The following is a 21,892-nucleotide window of genomic DNA, read 5'->3' as shown; positions in this document are numbered from 1 at the left end:
CCGTCATGCCGACGGTGCGGTGGATTCCTCTGTGGACACCGCGAGAGCGGCGCCCCACTCGGTGATCCGGGTGCGGACGGCCTGCGCGGACATTCCGACGCGGGCCCGCACGTCGTCGAGCTTGCCGTGCGCGAGGAACTCGTCCGGCACCCCGATTTCGCGGACCGGGGTGTCGACGCCGGCGGCGTGGAGCTGCTGACCGATCCGCGAGCCGACTCCTCCGGCGACCACACCGTCCTCCGCGGTGACCACCAATCCCGCACCGCGAGCAAGGGAGACGAGCGCGGCGGGCAGCGGCTTCACCCACCGCGGATCGACCACGCGGACCGTGAACCCGGCGTCGGCGATTCCCGGAGCCGCGGCGAGAACGTCCGTGGCCATGGTGCCGATGGCGACGACGAGCACATCGACGTCACCTTCGCCGGACTCCCACAGGACGTCGACGTCGCCCTCGCGGCGGATCGCCGGCACGCCGGCGACCAGCGGAGACTTGGGAAACCGCACGACGCTCGGCCCCTCGTCGTGGGCCACCGCCGCCCGTAGCGCAGCTCGCAGCGTCGGTTCGTCCCGCGGCGCCGCCTGCACGAGCCCCGGCACCATCCCCAGCAACGCGTAGTCCCACACCCCGTTGTGCGAAGGCCCGTCCGCGCCCGTCACGCCCGCGCGGTCGAGCACGAGCGTGACCGGCAGCCGGTGCAGCGCCACGTCGAAGAGGAGCTGGTCGAACGCGCGGTTGAGGAACGTCGAGTACAGCGCCACCACGGGGTGCGCGCCGGCGGAAGCGAGGCCGGCCGCGGAGGTCACGGCGTGCTGCTCGGCGATCCCGACGTCGTGGAAGCGCTCGGGGAACGCGCGCGCGAACTTGCCCAGGCCCGTCGGCTCGCGCATCGCGGCGGTGATGGCGACGAGGTCCTCGCGTTCGGCGCCCAGCGCGGTGATCTCGTCGGCGAAGACCGAGGTCCACGTGCGCTTTTTCGCGGCCAGCGGCCGTCCGGTGGTGATGTCGAAGGCGGCGGGAGCGTGCATCTGCTCGACGTCGTCGTCTTCGGCCGGCGCGTAGCCGTGACCTTTGCGCGTGACCGCGTGCACGACCACCGGCTCGCCGAAGTTCTTCGCCAGCGTGAACGCGCGTTCGAGGGCGGCGAGGTCGTGGCCGTCGACCGGGCCGACGTACTTGAGCCCGAGATCCTCGAACATCCCTTGCGGCGCCAGGAGATCCTTGACGCCGCGTTTCACGCCGTGCAGCACGTCGTACACCAGCGGCGCCTTCTCCAGCGCCCCCTTCACGGAGTCCAGCACGCGTTCGTAGCCCGGCTGCAGGCGCAGCTTGGCGAGCCGGTCGGCCAGCGCGCCGGCGGTGGGCGAGTACGAACGGCCGTTGTCGTTGACCACGATCACCACGGGCCGCCGGGCCGCGGCGATGTTGTTGAGCGCTTCCCAGGTCATCCCGCCGGTGAGCGCGCCGTCGCCGGTCACCGCGACCACGCACCGAGTCTCGCCGCGCAGTTCCAGGCCCTTCGCGAGGCCGTCGGCGTAGGACAGCGCCGTGGACGCGTGGGAGTTCTCGATCCAGTCGTGCGCGCTCTCCGCACGGGCGGCGTAGCCGGACAGCCCGCCGGTCTGGCGCAACCGCTCGAAGCCGGCCCGGCGCCCGGTCAGGACTTTGTGGACATACGTCTGGTGCCCCGTGTCGAACAGGATCGGCTCGGCCGGCGAGTCGAACACCACGTGCAGCGCCACCGTGAGCTCGACGACGCCCAGGTTGGGCCCGATGTGGCCCCCGGTCGCCGACACGGTCCGGATCAGGAACTCGCGAATCTCACCGCACAGCGCCACGCGGTCCTCGAAGCTCAGCCGCCGCACGTCTTCCGGGCTCGAAACGCCCGAGAGCAAGCCGGTCATGCCACTCCCCTCGCCCACCGGCCCACCTGGCCGGAGCCACCCGAACGTACAACACGGTGAGAATGGTCGTTCTCAGAGGACGCGGTTCGGCGGGCAAACGGGTTCCTGACAATCTTCGGTTACCGTCCCCGCCCATGCGGCTGATCATGAAGACGACGGTGCTCGCCGTCGCGGCGATCGTGACGGGATCCGGCACGGCGGTGGCGACCGGGGACCCGGCGGCCACCCGCCGGGTCGAGACGGTGGCCTACGACCTGGGTGACCAGGCGTTCACGCCACCGGCGGACCTCGGCTACGAAGGCAAGAACGAGCTCGACGGCGTCGTCTACTACCCATCCGACTTAGCGCTCGGCACCCATCCGGTGATCATGATCGAACACGGCTCGTGGCAGACCTGCGCCGACCGTGCCGCGACCGACGCCAACGCCGCGGCCCAGGCCGCCCTGGCCGCGGCGCAAAAGGCCGGCGACGACGCGGAAGCGGCGCGGCAAAGCGCGATCGTCGAGCAGACGTCCGCGCGGATGTGGGCGTGGCCGTGCGCCCCCGGCGTCCCGCCGCTGCCCAGCGAGGCCGGCTACGACTACCTCGGGCGGCAGCTCGCGCGGCTCGGGTTCGTCGTCGTGTCCCTCGGCACCAACGGGATCAACGCGACGGCGGGCGGCCAGGCCCCGACCGTCTACTACGCGCGGGCGGCGCTGCTCAACGCCCAGCTCGCCCTGTGGCAGCAGCTGGCGTCGACCGGGCAGGGACCGCTGCGCGGCCACTTCACCGACCCGGCCACCGGAAAGCCGCGTGCCGTGGGCTTCCAGGGCCACCTGAACCTGGACGACGTCGGCACCATCGGCCACTCGATGGGCGGCGGCGGGGTCATGCAGCAGGCCGCCGACCAGCGCCACGGCGACTGGCCCGCGGGGGTGACCGTGAAGGCGGTGTTCGCCCTCGCGCCCACCGACAACTGGAACGACGAGGCCGTGACGCAGGTGCCGTTCGCCCAGATGTGGGGCACGTGCGACCAGGTCAACACCGGCCGCTACTTCACGAGCAACTCCGGCCGCAACCAGGTCCCGATCTACCGCTTCACCCTCACCGGCGGCAACCACGACAACTACAACACCCAGTGGTCCCCGAGCGGCCACCAGGTCGGCAGCTACGACGACGCCGTCCTCGGCACCCGCCCGGGCACCTGCCGGTCACAGTTCCCCGACGGCCCGCAGCAGGACCAGCCCCGGCTCACGGAGCCCCGGCAGCGCGCCATCACGTCGGCCTACGTCACCGCCTTCTTCCAGCGCTTCCTCAACGGTCGCACCGACTTCGACCCCGTCCTCACCGGCCAGCACCACCCGGCCGGTCTGCCGAACGCGATCGACGTCGGCTACACCCCGGCGGCCGGTTCGCACTGACCCCGGCCAGGCGCCGCGGGACTTCGGCAGGTCCGCAACCGGCGGGAGCACCCGCGGCGTCTTCCTGAGGTCGAGAGCGAGGGCGGCGCGCCAGCCCATCGCGGCGGCTTTCCCTTCTCCGGACAGCAGAACTTCCCGGCCCTCCGCGGAGGTCCGCCACCGCTGGACGACCTCGGCACAGGTCGGCCCACCCGGAGCGGCTCATCGAACGGGGCTCGTCTCCGGTCATAAGACTTGGCGGCGCGGCGCAGGTGGGCCGAGCCGGCCCGCCGCGGGTCAGCTCGACACGGCGAGGCCGTGCATGGCCGTGGAGAGCAGGCGTTCCATCAGGTCCGCGGGGCCGCCGGGTTGCTGGGCCGCCCAGGCGAGGCCGAGGGCCAGGGAGATGACCTCGTAGACGGTGACGTCGGCGCGGACGCGGCCGGAGTCCTGGGCGCGCGCGAGCAGCCGGCCTGCGGACGAGCGCATCGCGGCGCACGAGGCGTGCAGCGCGGACTCCTCGTCCGCCAGTGCCGCCATGATCGACTCCGGCAGGCCCAGGTAGGTGCGCGCGCCGGTCGCCAGTTCGCCGAGCCAGGTGAGCAACGCGTCGGGTGCCGCGAGGTCGGGAGTGTCCGCCAGTGCCTCCGCCCGCGTGCGCAACGCGGCGAAGTTGCTGTCCAAAAGGGACTCCAGCAGCGCCGCACGGGTCGGGAAGTGCCGGTAGAGCGTGCCGATGCCGACGCCGGCTCGGCGGGCGACGTCCCGCAGCGACGCATCGGTGCCCTGTTCCGCGAAGGCCTCGCGTGCGGCGGCCAGCAGGAGGTCGCGGTTGTGCGGCACCCCGGACGGCGTGGCTTCGGTCACGCGAGCTCTCCCGCCTTGACGTCGCGGAGCACTGCTCCGTAGCTTTGAAGTGCACCGGAGCGGTGCTCCGGCCGACGTCGAGTGTACGCCGCCAGAAAGGACCACGTCATGCGTGCGGTCATCCTCACCGGCCCGGGCGAGCCGGAGGTCGTGGACCTGCCCGACCCTCACCCGACGGACGGGCAGCTGCGGATCCGGATGGCCGGCGCGGCGGTGAACCCGGCCGACCTGCACGTGATCGACAGCGGCCACACGGGTGTCGGGCTCGGGCTCGACGTGGCGGGGGTCGTGGACGAAGTCGGCCCCGGAGTCACCGGGTTCGCCGTGGGCGACCGCGTCGCGGCCCTGCAGTTCCCGCACGCGCCCCACGCCGTCGCGGGTGCCGCCGCCGAGTACGTGCTCGTGCCGGCCCAGGACGCCGCGCGGGTGCCGGACGGTGTCGACCTCCTCGACGCCGCCACCGTGCCCTGCAACTCCCTGACCGCGGCACAGCTCCTCGCCCTCCTCGGCCCGGCGGCGGGACAACGGCTGCTGGTCACCGGCGCCGCCGGTGCGGTCGGGGGCTACGCCGTGGCCCTCGCCGCACAGGACGGCTGGTCGGTCGTCGCCCTGGCTCGCGCGTCGGACGCCGGGTTCCTCACCCGCGGCGGAGCGCACGACATCATCACGGACCTGGCGCAGGCACCCGAGGTCGACGCGGTGTTCGACACCGCCCTCCTCAACGAGGCCGCGCTGAAGCCGGTGCGCGCCAACGGTTCCTACGTCGGCATCTTCCCGGGTCGCGAACCCGCACCCGAACGCGGCATCGACGTCACCTCGGCGGTCGTCTTCCCCGACGCCGCCGCTCTGACGCGGATGCTCGCCCTCACCCAGCAGGGCGTGCTCGAAGCGCGCCGCGCCGGCACCGTCGCGCTGGCCGAGGCCCCGGCCGCCTACCCGCGGTTCCGGACCGGCGGCCTGCGCGGCCGCCTGGTCCTCACTCCGTGAGCGAGCCGCGCACGACGGGACCGAAATCGTCGTACGCCGCCGCGACGTCCTCCAGGTCGAGCTCGCCCGGCAGGTCGTCCGCGTCCTGGCGCGCGAGCAGGTACGCCATGATCGCGCGCACCAGCCGCTCCTCCTCGATCCCGCCGAACTCCAGCTCGGACACCGTCGTGCTGTCCGACCTGAGCCGGATCAGGACCTCGTCCTCGCCGCTGGGGACGCTGACGAGGTAATCGTGTTCGGCGAGCCGCTCGACCCGGACCTGCTGCATCGTCACGCCCACCGGCTCCATTCCGAGAACGATCGTTCTCACCGGAACGAGTCTAGAAACCGCCGGCGACCGAAGTCAATCCGGGATGTTCAACCCCACGGTGGCGCGGTGAACCCGCCGAGCTCGCCTTCGAGCAGCCGCGCGAGGTGGATCGTGGTGTGGTCCTCGAACATCGGCCCCACCAGCTGGACACCGACGGGCAGCCCCTCGTCGGACAGCCCCACCGGCGCGACCGTGGCCGGCAGCCCGGGCATCGACGCGATCCCGGCCCACACGAGCTGGCCGGGGTACGGGTGCGCCACGCCGTCGACCGGAATCGTCCGGCCCCGCTGGTCTTCGCTGTGGTCGTGCGGGAACGCCGGAGTCGGCATCGGCGGGCACAGCACGACGTCGAACTCCTCGAACAGCTCCCGCCACGCCTGGCGGTGCCGCTGGCGGACCGCGTCGGCGGCCAGCCAGTCGCGGTGGCTGATCACCGTGCCGCGCAGGTGCTCCGCCGCGAGACTGTGATCATCGGGCGCCACCGAAGTGGCCCGCTGCCGGAACTGCTCGTAGACCGGCGGCGGACAGCTCGCGCCGACGACGGAGTCGAACAGCAGCACGAACGTCCGCGCGGCCTCGACCGGATCGGGCAGCAGCGGACTGTCGTGCTCCACCCGCGCGCCGGCGCGGGTCAGCACGTCGGCGACCCGCCGGATCCCGGCCCGCACACTCGCGGACGTCGGCATCACCGGGTGGTCCTCGACCACGAGCACGCGGTAATCCGCCAGCGCCGTGCGCCGCGAAGGCGGAAGTTTCCCCGACGCACCACGCGGCGTCGTGAGCGGATCCGACTCGGCGAGCAGGTCGAGCAGCAGCGCGAGGTCGCTCGCGGTGCGCGCCATCGGCCCGATGACGGTGAGGTCCTTTTCGGACGGCAGCGGCGGGTTCGGCGGCGCGGTGTGCCCGCGTGAGGGCAGCACACCCTGCGACGCCTTGTGCGCGTACACCCCGGTGAAATGCGCCGGGGCCCGCAGTGAACCCGCGATGTCCGACCCGATCGACAGCGCGCCGAACCCGGCGGCGAGCGCGGCGGCCGAGCCCCCGGACGAACCACCCGGCGTCCGCGTGCGGTCCCACGGGTTGTTCGTGGTGCCGTAGATCGCGTTGTAGGTCTGCAGATCCCCGAGCCCCAAGGGGACATTGGTCTTCCCGAGCACGACGGCGCCCGCCGCCTTCAGCCGCGCGACCGGCAGCGCGTCCTCAGTCGCGACGAAGTCCTTGAACGGCGGGATCCCCCACGTGGTCGGCAGGCCCGCGACGTTGAACGACTCCTTGACGGTCACGGGAATCCCCAGCAGCGGCCGGTCGTCCCCGCGCGCCAGCGCCGCGTCGGCTTCCCGCGCCGCCGCCCGTGCCCGGTCGAAGTCGCGCACGCACACCGCGTTGAGCTCCGGGTCGTACATCTCGATGCGCGCGATCGCCGCCTCCGTCAGCCCGGCCGCGCTCACCTTGCCCGCACGCAGGGCGGCGGACAGTTCGCCGGCCGTCGCGTAAGTCCAGTCCGCCTGCATCGAGGTCCCCCACTCTGGGTTCGGATTGTCGAAGTCAGACTCTACGCAGCTGACTTCGACAGTCGCAACTCAGGGGTAGACTCGCAGCATGGCGATGACTCTGGAGGGCGCGGTCACCGACCGGCGCGGCTGGCGGGCCGAGAACTGCTCGATCACCAAGGCGATCGAGGTCGTGGGCGCCCGCGCGACCGTGCTCGTGCTGCGCGAGGCCTTCTACGGCACGACACGCTTCGACGAGTTCGTCGACCGCACGGACCTCTCCCCCAGCGTCGCGGCCGCCCGACTCAAGCAGCTCGTGGAGCTCGGCGCGCTCGAGAAGCAGCCCTACCGCGAACCCGGTGCGCGGCCGCGCGACGAATACGTGCTCACGCCGAGGGGCCGCGATCTCTTCCCGGTCGTGCTGGCGCTGATGCAGTGGGCCGACAAGCACCTGCAGCCCGACGGCGGCCCGGTGCGGATCGTCGAGCGCCGCTCCGGAAAATCCGTCAGCGTCGCGCCCCACACGGACTCCGGCGAGCCGCTGAACCTCGAAGACCTCGCCGTCGTGCCCAACGAGACCTGGGTGCGCCCGTGAGGTCCGTGGGGTCGCGGACCCGCCTCGCCGCCGACGGATTGGGAACCCGGCCGAAGTCGCGGGGCGGGGGACACGCGACCTCGGCCGGGTAGCTATGGGGACGGTGGTCCGTCCCGGTTTTCACCGCCCGCCGGGGATTCCCCGGCAGTCGGCGCATTGCGGCGAGCCTTCACCCGAGCCGCGCTCGGCCCGGTCGCGCAGCCAGCCGGCCGGGAGTCCGAGCCGCGCCGCCTGGCCGCGCAGATCGAAGTCGTCCCAGCCCAGCAGCCGGTCGCTCGACCACCAGCGCCGCGGGCCCGCGTACTCGGTCACGCCGCACTCATCCCGCGCGGGTCGGCCGGCGCCGAAACGTCTTCGTCGGCCTGCGGGTTCGCCAGCCGGCACAGCGGCCCGCCGCCCGGGTGCGAGACGACGCGGCTGTCGGCGAGGAACCACAGGCGCTCGGCCGGGCGGCCGCACACCGAGCACGGGCAGCCGAAGAGCTGCAAACCCCAGCGGGACAACGGCTCAGGCATGGCTCGTCCTCTGCGCATCCGTGCGGCCCCGAGCACCGAGCACGGCCGTGGCGCTGCCTCGCGGCAGCCGGCCCGAACGCATCCGCTGCCGAGGTCCGGCCGGGACGCGGCGGAGGGTGGCCGTGCGTCCCCGGTCGGGCAAGCCGTGCTGGCGCATCACGCTTCCACCTTCCGATCCGGAGGAGAACTCGGGGGGCGGGCGGCATCTTGACGACCCGATGCCGGCTACCGCCATGGCTTTCGAGTCCTCACAGGATCGCCGCGACCGGCTGTGGTCCGCATTCCTGCCACCTGGAGTCCCTCGCCCCCGCTACCGGGACTTTCACCCGCGGGCCGGGGGCTGGCTGTCCGCGCGGGCGGCGCCTATTCTCGGGACGGGTGTTGCGCGTGTCCGACGAAACGATGGTGCAGCGTCGCCGGACCGGAGAGCGCATGCGGCGGCGCTCCAGCGGCGCGCTCGCCGCCGTGGTCGCGGTCGCCGTCGTCACGGGTGTGGCGCTGCTGCTCGAGCCGCATGTGGACTCCGTGTCCCTGCTGATGTTGTACCTCGTCGTGGTGCTGCCGGTCGCCGTGATCTGGGGAACCGCGCTGGCCGTGGGAACCTCGTTGCTGAGCGTCGGTGTCTACGCGGTCCTGTTCGCCCCGCCGCCGTTTTCGCTGCAGTTCGTCGACGCCCAGAACGCGGTCGCACTGGGGGTTTTCCTCATCACCGCGGTGGTGGTGGGGACCCTCGCGGCGCAACTGCAGCGCACGGCCCTGATCTCCGAACGCCTCACCGCCGAGCAGTCGGCCCTGCGCCGGGTCGCGACGCTCGTCGCGAGATCGGTGTCGCCGCCGGAGGTCTTCGAAGCCGTGACGCGGGAGGTCGGCCTGCTCTGCGACGCCGACCTGGCCCGCATGGAACGGTACGAAGTGGACGGCACGGTGACGGGTGTCGCCGCGTGGAGCCGCGTGCCCGTGCACCTCGCCGTCGGCACGAAGATCGAGCTCGACGGGCTCAGCGTCGCGCGCGACGTGCGCGCCACCGGGCGGCCGGTGCGGCTCGCGAGCTTCGCCGGCGAGACGGGCGCGATCGCGCGCGAAGCCCGCAGCCTGGGCATCCGCTCGTCGGTCGGCTGCCCGATCACGGTGTCCGGCCGGCTGTGGGGCGTGATCGCGGCGTCGACGAAGAGCGCCGAGCGCTTCCCCGACAACACCGAGGCGCAGATCGCCAGCTTCACCGAGCTCGTCGCCACCGCGGTCGAGAACGCCGAGGCCCGCGCCGAGCTCCAGGCCTCCCGCGCGCGCATCGTCGCCACCGCCGACCGGACCCGCCGGCGCATCGAACGCAACCTGCACGACGGCGCCCAGCAGCAGCTCGTCTCGCTCGCCCTCCAGGTGCGCGCGGTGCAGGCGCTGATCCCCGACGAGGCCCTCGAGGCCCGCGGCGAGCTCGATCGCATCGCCGACGGACTGTCCGACGCGCTGGACGAGCTGCGCGAGATGGCCCGCGGCATCCACCCGGCGCTGCTGGCCGAGCTCGGGCTCGTGCCCGCGCTCAAGGCCCTCGCCCGGCGCGCGCCGCAGAACGTCGAGCTCGACGTCCGCGCCGACGGACGGCTGCCGGAGCCGATCGAGGTCGGCGCGTACTACGTCGTCGCCGAGGCACTCACGAACGCGGCCAAGCACGCGCAGGCCACCGCGATCACCGTCGTCGTCGAGACCCGCGCCGACGCGCTGCGCATCGCCGTGCGCGACGACGGCGCGGGCGGCGCCGACTTCGCCCGCGGCACCGGGCTGGCCGGGCTGAAGGACCGTGTAGAGGCGCTCGGCGGGCGGATCTTCCTCGACAGCCCGCCCGGCGACGGCACGGTGCTTCGCGCCGAGTTCCCGCTGGTCGGGCGGGCCGGCTGAGCAGGCGTACCGGCCAGCCGGTAGGTGAGCTACCCACTGGCCGGGCCCGGGAATTCCCGCTCGCCGTGACGACGGCGACCCGGTCGGGGTACCACACTGGGTGACCAGGCGGGGGCAAAGAAGGTTCCTCGGGAAGAAGTCCGGTCATGACAGTCCACCACCACGCGAGCAACAGGTACTGCACCCGGTGCGGGCGCTGGCACAGCCACTGCGACGCCTGCGGCTGGTTCTGGTACGGCGCCTGCACGTTCTCGGAGGCGCTGCGGCGCATCCGGTTGCACCAGCTCGACGAGGTGTATGCGGACGGGGTGACCGGCCGTGGCCGTACCGGTTAGCGGGAATGCGCGCGCTGCGCGGTTCTGGGAGGGTGAACACGTGCGGTGCCTGATCGTCGACGACAGTCCGGGTTTCCTGGCCGCGGCTCGTCGGCTGCTGGAGCGTGAGGGAGTCACGGTCGCGGGGGTGGCCCGGGGCGGGGCGGAAGCATTGCGGTCCGTCGCGGAGCTGCGACCCGATGTCGTGCTGGTCGACATCGACCTCGGCGGGGAAAGCGGCCTCGACCTCGTGGTGCGCCTGGCGCACACGGACGCCGGGGGCTCGTCGGACATCATCGTGATCTCGACCCACGAGGAAGAGGACTACCGCGACGTGATCGCGGAAGGTCCCGCGGTGGGGTTCCTGCCCAAAGCCATCCTGTCCGCGGGGGCGATCCGCGGCCTGCTCGGCGCGGCCGGCTAGCGGTTGTCGAGGTAGGCCAGCACCGCGAGCACGCGGCGGTGGTCGTCGGTGGTCTCCGGCAGGTCGAGCTTGGCCAGCACGCTGCGGACGTGCTTCTCCACGGTGCCTTCGGTGACCCAGAGCCGGCGCGCGATCCCGGCGTTGGAGCGGCCTTCGGCCATCAGGCCCAGCACCTCGCGTTCCCGGGCGCTCAGCGCGGCCAGCGGGTCGTTGCGGTGGCGGGCCTCGACGAGCTCCTGCACCAGCGCCGGCTCGACGACCGAGCCGCCCTTGGCGATCCGCCGGAGCGTGTCGAGGAACTCCCCCACGTCGGCGACCCGGCTCTTGAGCAGGTAGCCGATGCCGCGGCCGCCGGCCAGCAGCTCCATCGCGTGGTCGACGTCGGCGTGGGCCGAGAGGACCAGGATGCCGATCTCGGGGAGCTCCTCACGGATGGTGCGCGCGGCCTCCAGCCCCTCGACGGTGTGGGTCGGGGGCATCCGGACGTCGACCAGGACCAGGTCGGGGCGGTGCTCCCGCACGAGATCGAGCAGCGCCGTCGCGTCTCCGGCCTGCCCGGCCACGGCGAACCCCGAGCGGTCGAGCAGGCTCGCCAGGCCTTCGCGCAGCAGTACGTCGTCCTCGGCCAGGACCACTCGTGGCACCGTCATCGCCACCACCGCTTTCGCCGCGGTGTTGCCCGGATGCCGCGGAACTCAGGTGGACAATCGTGCCATAGCGCTTCGGCCGTCACCAACTCGCTCGGCGTGTCACGAACCGACGAGCACCACGTGCAGGGTCCGCGGCCCGTGCACGCCTTCGACGCGGTTCAGCTCGATGTCGCTCGTGGCACTGGGACCGCTGATCCACGTCTGCGGCCGGTTCGGATCCAGCAGCGCGACGGCCTCGGGCACACCCGGCACGATCTGGTCCTCCCGGACGACGCACACGTGCACGTCCGGCACCAGGCTGAGTGCGCGGCGGCCCTGGCCCGGGCCGTGGTCGAGCACGAGCGTGCCGGTGCGCGCGATCCCGACGGCCGCCGTGGTGACCACGGCGTCGCAGGAGTCGAGGTCCTCGGCGTCCGGAGTTCCGCCGAGGTCGACGGGGAAACCGTCCGGAACCAGGATGTTTTCAGCCGGCCCCAGCGCGGCGCGGACAGTGTCGGCCAAGTCGGCCGGCGCGCACCGGCTCAGCGTGGCGCGGTAGTCGACCACGCGTTCGGCGAACAGCGAAACCACGTCCGCGGGCGGGGGCGCGCTGCGGTAGCCACGAGGCACGGGCGCCTCGGCGCGGTCGGCCTCGCGCAAGGCACCGCGGACGGCCGCGAGGATCTCGTCGCGCGCGCTCATCGGCGGCCCGTCCGGCGCCACCACGCGCGGAAGGACTCCGGCGGCGGCGCGGGCAGGTCGCGGGCGCCGGTCCACAGCGAGGCGGGCCACGGCAGCCGCCGCACCGCGCGCCGGCCGCCGGGCAGAACCGCGCGGCCGAAGCGGTTCAACGCCTTGCCCGCCGCGCCCATCCCGCGTTCGGCGAGGGTGAGCCGCCGGGCGTCCGACAGCACCCAGGACGCGGTTTTCATCGCCACGGCTTCGGGTTTCGGCGCGCCGCCGCGGTGGGCGTCCACGACCTGCGAGCGCAGGTGGACCAGCACTTCGGGGATGTCGATGCGGACCGGGCAGGCTTCGAAGCAGGCGCCGCACAGGCTGGAGGCGTACGGCAGCGAATCGGTCTGCTCGTCGACGCCGACGCCTTTGAGCAGCGGGTTGAGGATCGCGCCGATCGGGCCCGGGTAGACCGAGCCGTAGGCGTGGCCGCCGGTGCGTTCGTAGACCGGGCACACGTTGAGGCACGCCGAGCAGCGGATGCAGCGCAGCGCCTGCCGCCCGACCTCGTCGGCCAGCGCTCGCGTGCGGCCGTTGTCGAGCAGCACCACGTGCATTTCCTGCGGCCCGTCGCCGGGCGTGAGCCCCGACCACGTGGAGGTGTAGGGGTTCATGCGCTCGCCCGTGCTGGAGCGCGGCAGCAGCTGGAGGAACACGTCCAGATCGGACCAGGTCGGCACGACCTTTTCGATGCCCACCACCGAAACCAGCACCTCGGGCAGCGTCAGGCACATGCGGCCGTTGCCCTCGGACTCGACCACGACCAGTGTCCCGGTGTCGGCGACGGCGAAGTTCGCGCCGGAGACGGCCATCTTGGCGCGCAGGAACTTCTCGCGCAGGTGCAGCCGCGCCGCACCTGCCAGCTCGGCCGGTTCGTCGGTCAGGTCCTCGGGTGCCGGCCGGCCCGCGGCGGCCATCCGACGGCGGAAGATCTCGCGGATCTCCGCGCGGTTGCGGTGGATCGCGGGCACGAGGATGTGGCTGGGCAGGTCGTCGCCGAGCTGCACGATCAGCTCCGCGAGGTCGGTCTCCCACGCGGTGATGCCCTGCTCGGCGAGCGCCTCGTTGAGCCCGATCTCCTGCGTGGCCATGGACTTGACCTTCACGACCTCGCCGACGCCGTGGCCGTGGGCGATCCGGGCCACGATGTCGCACGCCTCCCGCGCGTCGCGGGCCCAGTGCACGGTCGCGCCGCGGGACTGCAACGCCGCTTCCAGCGTCAGCAGGTGCTCGTCGAGGTGCCGCAGCGTGTTGTCCTTGATCGCCGCGCCCGCCAGCCGCAGTTCTTCCCATTCGTCCACCTCGCCGACGACGGCCGCGCGCTTGGCGCGGATCGTGCCGGTGGCGTGGGCGAGGTTGCGGCGCAGCTGGCTGTCGGCGAGGGCCTCGCGCGCGGCCGTCGGGAACGCCGGCATGCCGACGAACGTGGCACTCACGCGTTCTCCTCGGTCGAAGCCAGTACGTCGGCCAGGTGCAGCACCCGCACGCCGGAGCGCTCGCGCGAGAGCAGGCCGCCGATGTGCAGCAGGCACGAGTTGTCACCCGCGACGAGGACTTCCGCGCCGGTGTCTCGGACGTGGCGGGCCTTGTCCGCGCCCATCGCGGTGGACGTCTCGGCGTTTTTCACCGCGAACGTCCCGCCGAACCCGCAGCACTCCTCGGCAGCGGGCAGTTCGACGAGGTCGAGCCCGCGCACGTTGCGCAACAGCTGCAACGGCTTGTCGCCGACGCCGAGCATGCGCAGCGAGTGGCACGTCGGGTGATACGTCACGCGGTGCGGGAAGTAGGCGTCCACGTCGGTCACGCCGAGCACGTCGACCAGGAACTCGCTGAGCTCGTAGACCTTCGGCCCGGTCTCCGCCAGCCGCGGCTCCCCCGCGCGGCGCGCGACGAGCGAGTGCTGGTGGCGCGCCGAACCCGCGCAGGACCCGGACGGCGTGACGATGCAGTCGTAGCCGGCGAAGGCGTCGGTGAAGGCGCGCACCACGGGCACGGCCTCGTCGAGGTAACCGGTGTTGACCATCGGCTGGCCGCAGCAGGTCTGCGCTTCCGGGAACTCCGCGTCGACGCCGAGGCGCCGCAGCAGCCGGAACACCGCCTTGCCGGTGTCGGGGAACATCGTGTCGTTGATGCACGTCACGAGCACGGCGACCTTCACGCCACCACCCCCGCTCCGCTCAGCCGCGCCTCGGCGGCAGCCCAGTTCCCGCCGCCCGGCTGGTAACGCCGCAGCGGCTGGGTCTCGCGGATCAGCCTACGCATGGCCGCGAGGTCCGGCAGGCCGGCGCCGAGGGCCCGCGCCTGCACGAGGACGTTGCCCAGCGCCGCCGCCTCGACCGGCCCGGCCAGCACCGGCACGCCGCACGCGTCGGCCGTCAGGCGGCACAGCAGCTCGTTGCGGGCGCCACCGCCGACGACGTGCACCACGTCGACCGGACGGCCCGTGACCTGTGCGGCCTGCCGGACCGCGCGGCGGTACGCGAGCGCGAGACTGTCCACAATGCACCGCACGAGCTCGCCCCGGCTCCGCGGCGGCCGCTGCCCGGTTCCGCGGCACGCGGCGGCGATGCGCGCGGGCATGTCTCCGGGCGGGAGGAACTCGGGGGTGTCGAGGTCCACGACGGCCGCCAGGGGCGGTGCGGCGGCCGCCTCCGCGAGCACCGTCGCCAGGTCCGCGGGCTCGCCGCGCGCGGCCCAGGTCCGCAGGGTCTCGGTGAGCACCCACAGGCCCATCACGTTGCGCAGGAAGCGGATCTTGCCGTCGACGCCGGTCTCGTTGGTGAAATTGGCCGCCAGCGCCGCTGCACCGAGCTGCGGTTCGTCGAGCTCCAGCCCGACCAGCGACCACGTGCCGGAGGAGATGTAGGCGAAGTTCGCACCGGGCTCGGCGGGCACCGCCACAACCGCCGACGCCGTGTCGTGCGAACCGACGGCGATCACCGGCAGCTCCGGCTTCCCGAGCTCCTCGGCCAACGCCGGCAGCAGCGTCCCGATCCGGTCGCCCGGCTCGCGCAACGGGGGCAGCAGCCGTGCCGGGATGCCGGCCCGCTCGGCGAGGCCACCCGCCCACGTCCGCTCGCGCACGTCGTAGAGCTGCGTGGTGGACGCGTTGGTGCGCTCGGCGCCGACGCTCCCGGTCAGCCAGTAGCCGAGCAGGTCCGGGATCAGCAGCATCTTCTCGGCCGCCGCCAGCCGGTCGCCTTCGGACACCAGCTGGTAGAGCGTGTTGAACGGCAGCTCCTGCAAGCCGGTGACGGCGAACAGCTCCGCCGCGGGGATCGTCCGGTGCACGAACTCCGCCACGCCGTCGGTGCGGGAGTCCCGGTAGTGCACGGGGTTGGCGAGCAGCCGGCCGTCGGCGTCGAGGAGGCCGTAGTCGACCGCCCACGAGTCGATGCCGACGCCCGCCACCGCGCCGGCGGCGCCGAGCCCGGCCAGCACCTCGCGGTAGAGCCCGAGCACGTCCCAGTGCAGGGTGGAGCCGGTGGCACCGGCGACCCGGACGCCGCCGTTCGGAAAGCGGCGCACCTCTTCCAGGTCGAGCCGCCCGGGCCCGACCGTCCCGGCCATCACCCGCCCGCTCGTCGCGCCGAGGTCGACGGCGGCCAGGCGCAGCACCCGCACATCCATCAGCCGGACACCACGGTCAGCCCGAGTCCCAGCAGGTCCGCCACCGCCTTCAGCTCGGCGACGCGGTGGCCGGTCCCCAGCGCCCAGTGGTGGTTCACGCCGGTGGCCGACCACGCGTCGGTCCACTCGCCGGGGTCGCAGCCGAAGTCCACCCGCGAGGTCGTGTTCCCGATCTGCAGCAGCGGCCCCGGAACGACCTCGCCTTCGGACGCGACGAGCACGAACGTGCCGTCGCGCAGCTGGCCGAGGCCGCACAACGTCACCGGGCCGTGCTGCACGTCGAACTCGACGGACACGCCCCAGCCCCGCTTGCCGTGGTAGACGCCGAGCCCGCGCAGCAGCGGCTTGCGCGCGCTGATCGCCAGGTGCGCCGGGCCGTCGTGGCCCATCTCCACGACGTTGTCGCGGAAGTTCAGCGCCTGCAGCTCGGTGAACGAACCGCCGGCACCGAGCCGGTCCATCAGCAGCATCGCGAGCGACGCCCGCAGCTCGTACTCGCCGACCGTGGGCACGCCGCGGGCCGTGAGCAGCGAGGCGCCGAGGATGAACCCGGCTCCCACTCGCTCGTGGGTCTCCCCGTCGAGCCCGCGGTGGTAGTACGCGAGCGAGTCCAGCCCGAAGTCCCCGACGAGACGGTCCAGCGCCACCGAAACCTTGGCGCCCCAGGCGAAGTCCTCCTCGACGACCGAATCGTCCACAGTGAACACTTCGCGGGCGAGGGCCATCCGGGCCGCCGTCTCGGCGTCGGTGACCTGCTCCACGCGCACGCGCAGGTCGTCGACCTCCAGGATCTCGACGTGCCCGCCGAGCTGCGCCGACACCAGCGTCGGATCGGTGGCCACGTCCATCATCCCCGGGTACAGGTGCCCGAGCAGGCCGTGACGCCCGTGCCGGAACGCCGCCCGCACGCCGGCCGCGGTGATCCAGCGCGCGATCTTCACCCAGGCCCGTTCGTCCTCCAGGTACCCGGACACCGACCGGAACTCGACGCCGACGCGGCGGAACGCGTTGGCCATCTCCGGCAGCGGGCAGGCCCCGCAGTAGGCCAGCCACGCGCCCGTGTCGAACGACGCGTGGTCCATCGCCTCGGTGGGCTGCAGGTTCAGCAGCAGCACCGGCGAGCCCGAGCGCTGCGCGATCGGCACCAGCATGCTCGACGTCAGGTACGTGGTGAGGAAGCCGATGATCAGGTCGCAGTCGGCCACCCGCAGCTTCTCCGCGGCGGCCGCGCCTTCGGCCGCGTCGGAGACGAACCCGGCGTCGACGACCTCGCAGTCCATTCCCGACAGCCGCTCCGCGACCCGGCGCGCCGAGGCCTGCAGCTGCGGCAGCAGGTCCGGGAACTGCGGCCAGTACGCACCGAGCCCGCCGGCGACGAGGCCGACGCGGGTGCGGCGCGGGGTGATGCGGTCCAAAGCGGACGGCACAGAGGGCACTGCCGGGACGGGCTGCCCGAGTGTGTCGGTCATGAAATGCTCTCCCTAGCGGAGGAAGGCCGCGGCGACCCCGGCGTCGACCGGGATGTGCAGGCCGGTGGTGTGGGTGAGGTCGCCGCCGGTCAGCGCGAACACCGCGGCGGCAACGTGCGCGGGCAGCACCTCGCGCTTGAGGATCGTGCGCTGGGCGTAGAACTCGCCGAGCTTCTCCTCCGGCACCCCGTAGACTGCGGCGCGCTGCGCACCCCAGCCGCCCGCGAAGATGCCGGAGCCGCGGACGACGCCGTCGGGGTTGATGCCGTTGACACGGATGCCGTGCTCGCCCAGCTCGGCCGCGAGCAACCGGACCTGGTGGGCCTGGTCGGCTTTCGCAGCGCCGTAGGCGACGTTGTTCGGGCCCGCGAACACCGAGTTCTTCGACGAGATGTACACGACGTCGCCGCCGAGGCCCTGGGCGATCATCGCCTTCGCCGCGGCCTGCGAGACCAGGAACGAGCCCTTGGCCATCACGTCGTGCTGCAGGTCCCAGTCGCGTTCCGTCGTCTCCAGCAGCGGCTTGGAGATCGAGAGCCCGGCGTTGTTCACCACCAGGTCGAGCCCGCCGAACGCCAGCACGGTCGCGTCGACCGCCGCTGCCACTCCGGCCGCGTCGGTCACGTTCGCCGTGACCGCGATGGCCTTGTCGGTGCCGCCGATGCCGGTGGCGACCTCCTCGGCCGCCTCGGTGTTGAGATCGGCGATGGCCACGCAGGCGCCTTCGGCCGCGAGCCGTTCGGCGATGGCCCGCCCGATGCCAGAGCCCGCGCCGGTGACCAGCGCGATCCGCCCGGCCTGCGGTTTCGGCTTCGGCAGGCGCTTGAGCTTGGCCTCCTCCAGCGCCCAGTACTCGATGCGGAACTTCTCGCTCTCCGCGATCGGCGCGTACGTCGACACGGCTTCCGCGCCGCGCATCACGTTGATCGCGTTGACGTAGAACTCCCCCGCCACCCGCGCGGTCTGCTTGTCCTTGCCGAAGGAGAACATGCCGACGCCGGGCACCAGCACGATCGCCGGGTCCGCACCACGCATCGCCGGGCTGTCCGGCGTCGCGTACCGCTCGTAGTAGGCGCGGTAGGACTCGCGGTACTCGGCGTGCAGCTCCTTCAGCCGCGCGACGACGTCCTCCAGCGGCGCGGTCGCGGGCAGGTCGACCACCAGCGGGCGGACCTTGGTGCGCAGGAAGTGGTCCGGGCACGACGTGCCCAGCGCGGCGAGCCGCCCGAGCTTCTCCCGCGAAAGGAACTCCAGCACCACGTCGGCATCGGTGTAGTGGCCGACGTTGCGCTGATCCGTGGACGCGAGCCCACGGATCAGCGGCGCCAGCGCCGCGGCCCGCGCGCGGCGCTCATCCTCCGGTAACCCCTCGAAACCGGGGACGACGGGGCCGAACGGCTCGGCTTTGCCGCGTTCGGCCAGGAACTTCTCGGCGGTGCGGATGATCTCCAGCGAATTCCGCCGGCACTCCTCGGAAGTCGCGCCCCACGCGGTGATCCCGTGTCCGCCCAGGATCACGCCGATCGCCTGCGGGTTGGCCGCCTTCACGGCCGCGATGTCCAGGCCGAGCTGGAAGCCGGGCCGGCGCCAGTCCACCCAGGCGACGCGGTCGCCGAAGCACTCCTTCGTCAGCGCAGCGCCGTCGGCCGCCGTGGCCAGCGCGATGCCCGAGTCCGGGTGCAGGTGGTCGACGTGCGCCGCCTCGACGAGACCGTGCATCGCGGTGTCGATCGACGGCGCCGCCCCGCCGCGCCCGTGCAGGCAGTAGTCGAACGCGGCGACCATCTCGTCCTCGCGCTCGACCCCCGGGTAGACGTCGACGAGCGCGCGCAACCGGTCCAGTCGCAGCACGGCGAGCCCGGATTCCTTCAGGGTGCCGAGGTCGCCGCCGGAACCCTTGACCCACACCAGTTCGACGGGCTTCGCGGTGACCGGGTCGAGCACCTCGCCCTTCGCGGAGGTGTTGCCGCCGGCGTAGTTCGTGTTCCGCGGATCGGCGCCCAGCGCGTTGCTGCGGGCGATGAGCTCCTCGGGCACGGTCATGCTCATGCTCCCCATCCGGCCTGCTGCCCGTCGGCGCGCTCGGCCTCGATCTTCTGCTGGTAGCCGCTGCGGTGGTAGGCGGCGACCGGGTCCGGGTCCAGCCCCGCGTCTTCGCGGATCTCGGCCAGGATCGGCCGCACGTCGGTGTTGTAGGCGTCCATGAGCACGGCGTTGGCGCCGAGCACGTCGCCGGACTGCTGGGCCGTGCGCAGGGCGTCGCGGTCGACGAGCAGCGCCTTGGCCGTGGCCTCCTGCACGTTCATCACCGAGCGGATGATCGCGGGGATCTTCGCCTCGATGTTGTGGCACTGGTCGAGCATGAAGTTGATGCCGTACGCCGGGTCCAGCGCGTCACCGCGCACGATCTCGTACAGGATCCGGAACAGCTGGAACGGGTCGGCGGCGCCGGCCATCAGGTCGTCGTCGGCGTAGAAGCGCGAGTTGAAGTCGAACGCGCCGAGCTTCCCGGCCCGCAGCAGGAACGCGACGATGAATTCGATGTTCGTGCCCGGCGCGTGGTGGCCGGTGTCGATGCACACGGTCGCCTTCTCGCCCAGCTCGATGCAGTGCGCGTACGAGGTGCCCCAGTCGGGCACGTCGGTGGCGTAGAACGCGGGCTCGAACAGCTTGTACTCCAGCAGCATCCGCTGGTCGTCGCCGAGCCGGTCGTACGCCTCGCGCAACGCGGCCGCGAGCCGGTCCTGGCGGTCCTGCAGGTCGTCCTGGCCCGGGTAGTTGAGGCCGTCGGAGAACCACAGCTTCAGATCCCGCGAGCCGGTGGCGTCCATGATGGAGATCGCCTCGAGCAGGTGGTCGGTCGCCTTGCGCCGGATGCCGGGGTCGGGGTTGGTGACCGAGCCGAGCTTGTAGTCGTTGTCCTGGAACACGTTGGTGTTGATCGCGCCGATCCCCACGCCGAGGTCCTCGGCGTACGAGCGCAGGGCGGCGAAGTCGTCGACCCGGTCCCACGGGATGTGCAGCGCGACGGTCGGCGCGACCCCGGTGAAGCGGTGCACGGTCGCCGCGTCGGCGATCTTCTCCTCGGGCGTGCGGGGAACCCCGGCCTGGGCGAAGACCTTGAACCGGGTGCCGGAGTTCGCGAACGCCCACGAGGGGGTCTCGATCCGCTGCGCCCGCAGAGCGGATTTCACGGCTGCCAGGTCGGGCAAGTCGATCACGTCTTTTCCTTCTCACGCGCTCGCGCGCTCGTCGTCCAGATGAAAAACCTCGGTGAGCAGGGCGAACCCCTCGTCGGGTCCGCGGTCGTCGAGGCCGGTGAAGAACTGCGCCATCTCGGCCTGCCACCGGGCGTTCACCTCGGTCTCGGCCATCGCGGCCTGTGCCGCGGCGAGGTCGTCGGCCTCGACGTAACCGATCAGCAGGCCGTCCTCACGCAGGAAGAGCGAGTAGTTGCGCCAGCCGGTCTCGCGCAGGGCGGCCTGCATCTCCGGCCACACGGCGCGGTGGCGTTCGGCGTACTCGGCCATCCGCTCGGGCCGGACCTGCAGCTGGAAGCAGTATCGCGCCACGATCTCCGTCCTCGGTGGACTCAGTGGATCCAGTGGACTCTGTGGACTCGGGAGGTCCGGCCGGGCCGAGCGGGCCCGGCCGGAGCCGCGCCTCAGAAGTTGAACTTGTCGATGTTGTCGGCGTTGAAGACCGTCGGCGGGCCGAGCACGATCTCGCCGTCCGCGCCGATCGTGTACTCACCGAGCTTGCCGGCCTTGAACTTCTGGCCCTGCGTACCGGTGATCTGCCCCGAGCTCAGCGCCACGCCCGCGTAGGCGGCCAGGTAGCCGATGTCGGCCGGGTTCCACAGCGCGAACTCCTTGACCGTGCCGTCCTTCACGAACGCCCGCATCTGGTTCGGCGTGCCCAGCCCGGTGATCGCGACCTTGCCCTTGTAGCTCGACGAGCTCACGTAGCGGGCCGCGGCCGCGATGCCGACGGTGGTCGGCGACACGATCACCTTGAGGTTCGGGAACGACTGCAGCAGGCCCTGGGCCTCCTGGAACGACTTCTGGTCGTCGTCGTTGCCGTAGGCGATCTTGTCCAGCTTCAGCTTCGCGTACTCGGGCTTCTTGAGCTCGTTCTGCAGCACGGCGATCCACGCGTTCTGGTTGGTCGCGTTCGGCGTCGCCGAGAGGATCGCGATCTCGCCCTCGCCGCCGGCCAGCTCGTTGGCCATCTTCGCGAGCTGCTCGCCGATGCCCTGGGTGCTGGCCTGGTTGATGAACACGTCGCGGCAGCTCTTCGCCGCATCGGAGTCGAAGGCGACGACCTTGATGCCGGCGCTGCGGGCCTGGTTGAGCGACGGGCACACCGCGTTCGGGTCGTTGGCGGCGATGCCGATCACGTCCTGCTGCTGCTGGATCAGCGTGTTGATGTAGCTGACCTGTGAGGACGCGCTGGCGTCGTTGGGGCCGACGAGCTTGTACTCGCCCTTGAGCTCGTCCAGCGCGGCCTTGCCGCCGCCGACCTCGATGTCGCTGTAGGGGTTGTTGAGCTGCTTGGGCAGGAACGCCATCTTGACGCCCGTCTTGCTCGCCGCGTTCGGGTCCGCGGACGCGGTGGACGCGGCCGGGCCGGAGCCCGTGCTGTCGTTCTTCGTGGTGCCTCCGCACGCGGTGAGGCTCAGGACCAGGCCTGCCGCGCTCGCCAGCGACACGACGCCGGTCAGGATTCGTCGGGACATCTTCGTCACCTTTCT

Annotated in this window: 22 protein-coding genes; 6 read left to right on the top strand and 16 right to left on the bottom strand. The window is 72.3% G+C overall.

Annotated elements, in window-relative coordinates; all coding sequences use genetic code 11:
* Window positions 1–3 precede the first annotated feature (3 nt).
* The gene (gene dxs, locus AB0878_RS45890) at window positions 4–1,902 is read right to left on the bottom strand and encodes a 1-deoxy-D-xylulose-5-phosphate synthase (protein ID WP_366589079.1); all 1,899 of its coding nucleotides are present in this window, start codon (window positions 1,900–1,902) and stop codon (window positions 4–6) included.
* Between the two features lie 134 nt (window positions 1,903–2,036).
* On the opposite strand from dxs, the gene AB0878_RS45885 reads away from it, so the two are divergent.
* Entirely contained in the window at window positions 2,037–3,302 is a 1,266-nt protein-coding gene (locus tag AB0878_RS45885; RefSeq protein ID WP_366589077.1) for a hypothetical protein, read from the top strand.
* 276 nt (window positions 3,303–3,578) lie between these two features.
* On the opposite strand, the gene AB0878_RS45880 is transcribed toward AB0878_RS45885, so the two are convergent.
* Window positions 3,579–4,148, bottom strand: coding sequence for a helix-turn-helix domain-containing protein (locus tag AB0878_RS45880; RefSeq protein ID WP_366589075.1), 570 nt, complete (start codon window positions 4,146–4,148; stop codon window positions 3,579–3,581).
* Window positions 4,149–4,256: 108 nt separating this feature from the next.
* On the opposite strand from AB0878_RS45880, the gene AB0878_RS45875 reads away from it, so the two are divergent.
* Complete coding sequence (locus AB0878_RS45875) at window positions 4,257–5,135, top strand: alcohol dehydrogenase catalytic domain-containing protein (protein WP_366589073.1); 879 nt, start codon at window positions 4,257–4,259, stop codon at window positions 5,133–5,135.
* On the opposite strand, the gene AB0878_RS45870 is transcribed toward AB0878_RS45875, so the two are convergent.
* The gene (locus AB0878_RS45870) at window positions 5,125–5,445 is read right to left on the bottom strand and encodes a hypothetical protein (protein WP_366589071.1); all 321 of its coding nucleotides are present in this window, start codon (window positions 5,443–5,445) and stop codon (window positions 5,125–5,127) included. The genes AB0878_RS45875 and AB0878_RS45870 overlap by 11 nt on opposite strands.
* Window positions 5,446–5,492: 47 nt before the next feature.
* Window positions 5,493–6,956, bottom strand: coding sequence for an amidase (locus AB0878_RS45865; protein ID WP_366589069.1), 1,464 nt, complete (start codon window positions 6,954–6,956; stop codon window positions 5,493–5,495).
* A gap of 88 nt (window positions 6,957–7,044) precedes the next feature.
* Here AB0878_RS45865 and AB0878_RS45860 point away from each other — a divergent pair, with 88 nt between their 5' ends.
* Complete coding sequence (locus tag AB0878_RS45860) at window positions 7,045–7,530, top strand: helix-turn-helix domain-containing protein (RefSeq protein ID WP_366589067.1); 486 nt, start codon at window positions 7,045–7,047, stop codon at window positions 7,528–7,530.
* A gap of 120 nt (window positions 7,531–7,650) precedes the next feature.
* Here the strand turns inward: AB0878_RS45860 and AB0878_RS45855 are convergent, their stop codons facing one another.
* Both AB0878_RS45855 and AB0878_RS45850 read right to left on the bottom strand, forming a co-directional pair.
* Complete coding sequence (locus AB0878_RS45855; RefSeq protein WP_366589065.1) at window positions 7,651–7,842, bottom strand: hypothetical protein; 192 nt, start codon at window positions 7,840–7,842, stop codon at window positions 7,651–7,653.
* Window positions 7,839–8,045, bottom strand: a complete 207-nt coding sequence (locus AB0878_RS45850; RefSeq protein WP_366589063.1) for a hypothetical protein — start codon at window positions 8,043–8,045, stop codon at window positions 7,839–7,841. The genes AB0878_RS45855 and AB0878_RS45850 overlap by 4 nt, the downstream gene beginning before the upstream one ends.
* Before the next feature lie 387 nt (window positions 8,046–8,432).
* Between AB0878_RS45850 and AB0878_RS45845 the strand changes: the two genes are divergently transcribed.
* The 3 genes from AB0878_RS45845 to AB0878_RS45835 all read left to right on the top strand — a co-directional run bounded on the left by AB0878_RS45845 (window position 8,433) and on the right by AB0878_RS45835 (window position 10,676).
* Window positions 8,433–9,938 carry a DUF4118 domain-containing protein gene (locus AB0878_RS45845; RefSeq protein ID WP_366589061.1) on the top strand — a complete coding sequence of 502 codons (1,506 nt, stop codon included), beginning with the start codon at window positions 8,433–8,435 and terminating at the stop codon, window positions 9,936–9,938.
* Window positions 9,939–10,084: 146 nt separating this feature from the next.
* Window positions 10,085–10,273: a hypothetical protein gene (locus AB0878_RS45840; protein WP_366589059.1), complete on the top strand. Its 189-nt coding sequence runs from the start codon at window positions 10,085–10,087 to the stop codon at window positions 10,271–10,273.
* Window positions 10,274–10,313: 40 nt separating this feature from the next.
* The gene (locus AB0878_RS45835; RefSeq protein WP_366589057.1) at window positions 10,314–10,676 is read left to right on the top strand and encodes a response regulator transcription factor; all 363 of its coding nucleotides are present in this window, start codon (window positions 10,314–10,316) and stop codon (window positions 10,674–10,676) included.
* Here AB0878_RS45835 and AB0878_RS45830 read toward each other — a convergent pair.
* From AB0878_RS45830 to rhaS, 10 genes are all read right to left on the bottom strand, one after another.
* A complete protein-coding gene (locus AB0878_RS45830; RefSeq protein WP_285967331.1) occupies window positions 10,673–11,326 on the bottom strand; it encodes a response regulator transcription factor in 654 nt (217 codons plus the stop codon). The two genes, AB0878_RS45835 and AB0878_RS45830, sit on opposite strands and share 4 nt — an antisense overlap.
* 99 nt (window positions 11,327–11,425) lie before the next feature.
* The gene (locus tag AB0878_RS45825; RefSeq protein WP_366589055.1) at window positions 11,426–12,007 is read right to left on the bottom strand and encodes a lactate utilization protein C; all 582 of its coding nucleotides are present in this window, start codon (window positions 12,005–12,007) and stop codon (window positions 11,426–11,428) included.
* A complete protein-coding gene (locus tag AB0878_RS45820) occupies window positions 12,004–13,455 on the bottom strand; it encodes a lactate utilization protein B (RefSeq protein ID WP_366589117.1) in 1,452 nt (483 codons plus the stop codon). Before AB0878_RS45820 ends, AB0878_RS45825 begins: the two co-directional genes overlap by 4 nt.
* Before the next feature lie 17 nt (window positions 13,456–13,472).
* Window positions 13,473–14,198: a (Fe-S)-binding protein gene (locus AB0878_RS45815; protein ID WP_366589053.1), complete on the bottom strand. Its 726-nt coding sequence runs from the start codon at window positions 14,196–14,198 to the stop codon at window positions 13,473–13,475.
* Entirely contained in the window at window positions 14,195–15,670 is a 1,476-nt protein-coding gene (locus AB0878_RS45810) for a rhamnulokinase family protein (RefSeq protein WP_366589050.1), read from the bottom strand. The genes AB0878_RS45815 and AB0878_RS45810 overlap by 4 nt, the downstream gene beginning before the upstream one ends.
* Window positions 15,670–17,139: an L-fucose/L-arabinose isomerase family protein gene (locus tag AB0878_RS45805; RefSeq protein ID WP_366589048.1), complete on the bottom strand. Its 1,470-nt coding sequence runs from the start codon at window positions 17,137–17,139 to the stop codon at window positions 15,670–15,672. The genes AB0878_RS45810 and AB0878_RS45805 overlap by 1 nt, the downstream gene beginning before the upstream one ends.
* 12 nt (window positions 17,140–17,151) lie before the next feature.
* Window positions 17,152–19,182, bottom strand: a complete 2,031-nt coding sequence (locus AB0878_RS45800) for a bifunctional aldolase/short-chain dehydrogenase (protein WP_366589046.1) — start codon at window positions 19,180–19,182, stop codon at window positions 17,152–17,154.
* Between the two features lie 2 nt (window positions 19,183–19,184).
* On the bottom strand, window positions 19,185–20,360 hold the full coding sequence (gene rhaI, locus AB0878_RS45795; RefSeq protein ID WP_366589044.1) for an L-rhamnose isomerase: 1,176 nt from the start codon (window positions 20,358–20,360) through the stop codon (window positions 19,185–19,187).
* A gap of 12 nt (window positions 20,361–20,372) precedes the next feature.
* Window positions 20,373–20,711 carry an L-rhamnose mutarotase gene (locus AB0878_RS45790; RefSeq protein WP_366589040.1) on the bottom strand — a complete coding sequence of 113 codons (339 nt, stop codon included), beginning with the start codon at window positions 20,709–20,711 and terminating at the stop codon, window positions 20,373–20,375.
* Window positions 20,712–20,803: 92 nt separating this feature from the next.
* A complete protein-coding gene (rhaS, locus tag AB0878_RS45785) occupies window positions 20,804–21,877 on the bottom strand; it encodes a rhamnose ABC transporter substrate-binding protein (protein WP_366589037.1) in 1,074 nt (357 codons plus the stop codon).
* Window positions 21,878–21,892 lie beyond the last annotated feature (15 nt).

The sequence above is a fragment of the Amycolatopsis sp. NPDC047767 genome (assembly GCF_040704195.1).
In the GTDB taxonomy this organism is placed as follows: domain Bacteria; phylum Actinomycetota; class Actinomycetes; order Mycobacteriales; family Pseudonocardiaceae; genus Amycolatopsis.
The sequence above is the reverse complement of the archived record's forward strand: the minus strand, read 5'-3'. Positions and strand labels throughout refer to the sequence as shown.

Coding starts and splice junctions, on each gene's coding strand:
- dxs (WP_366589079.1), bottom strand. CDS start 1,902: ATGACCGGCTTGCTCTCGGGCGTTTCGAGCCCGGAAGACGTGCGGCGG.
- AB0878_RS45885 (WP_366589077.1), top strand. CDS start 2,037: ATGCGGCTGATCATGAAGACGACGGTGCTCGCCGTCGCGGCGATCGTG.
- AB0878_RS45875 (WP_366589073.1), top strand. CDS start 4,257: ATGCGTGCGGTCATCCTCACCGGCCCGGGCGAGCCGGAGGTCGTGGAC.
- AB0878_RS45865 (WP_366589069.1), bottom strand. CDS start 6,956: ATGCAGGCGGACTGGACTTACGCGACGGCCGGCGAACTGTCCGCCGCC.
- AB0878_RS45860 (WP_366589067.1), top strand. CDS start 7,045: ATGGCGATGACTCTGGAGGGCGCGGTCACCGACCGGCGCGGCTGGCGG.
- AB0878_RS45850 (WP_366589063.1), bottom strand. CDS start 8,045: ATGCCTGAGCCGTTGTCCCGCTGGGGTTTGCAGCTCTTCGGCTGCCCG.
- AB0878_RS45840 (WP_366589059.1), top strand. CDS start 10,085: ATGACAGTCCACCACCACGCGAGCAACAGGTACTGCACCCGGTGCGGG.
- AB0878_RS45830 (WP_285967331.1), bottom strand. CDS start 11,326: ATGACGGTGCCACGAGTGGTCCTGGCCGAGGACGACGTACTGCTGCGC.
- AB0878_RS45825 (WP_366589055.1), bottom strand. CDS start 12,007: ATGAGCGCGCGCGACGAGATCCTCGCGGCCGTCCGCGGTGCCTTGCGC.
- AB0878_RS45820 (WP_366589117.1), bottom strand. CDS start 13,455: ATGCCGGCGTTCCCGACGGCCGCGCGCGAGGCCCTCGCCGACAGCCAG.
- AB0878_RS45810 (WP_366589050.1), bottom strand. CDS start 15,670: ATGGATGTGCGGGTGCTGCGCCTGGCCGCCGTCGACCTCGGCGCGACG.
- AB0878_RS45805 (WP_366589048.1), bottom strand. CDS start 17,139: ATGACCGACACACTCGGGCAGCCCGTCCCGGCAGTGCCCTCTGTGCCG.
- AB0878_RS45800 (WP_366589046.1), bottom strand. CDS start 19,182: ATGACCGTGCCCGAGGAGCTCATCGCCCGCAGCAACGCGCTGGGCGCC.
- rhaS (WP_366589037.1), bottom strand. CDS start 21,877: ATGTCCCGACGAATCCTGACCGGCGTCGTGTCGCTGGCGAGCGCGGCA.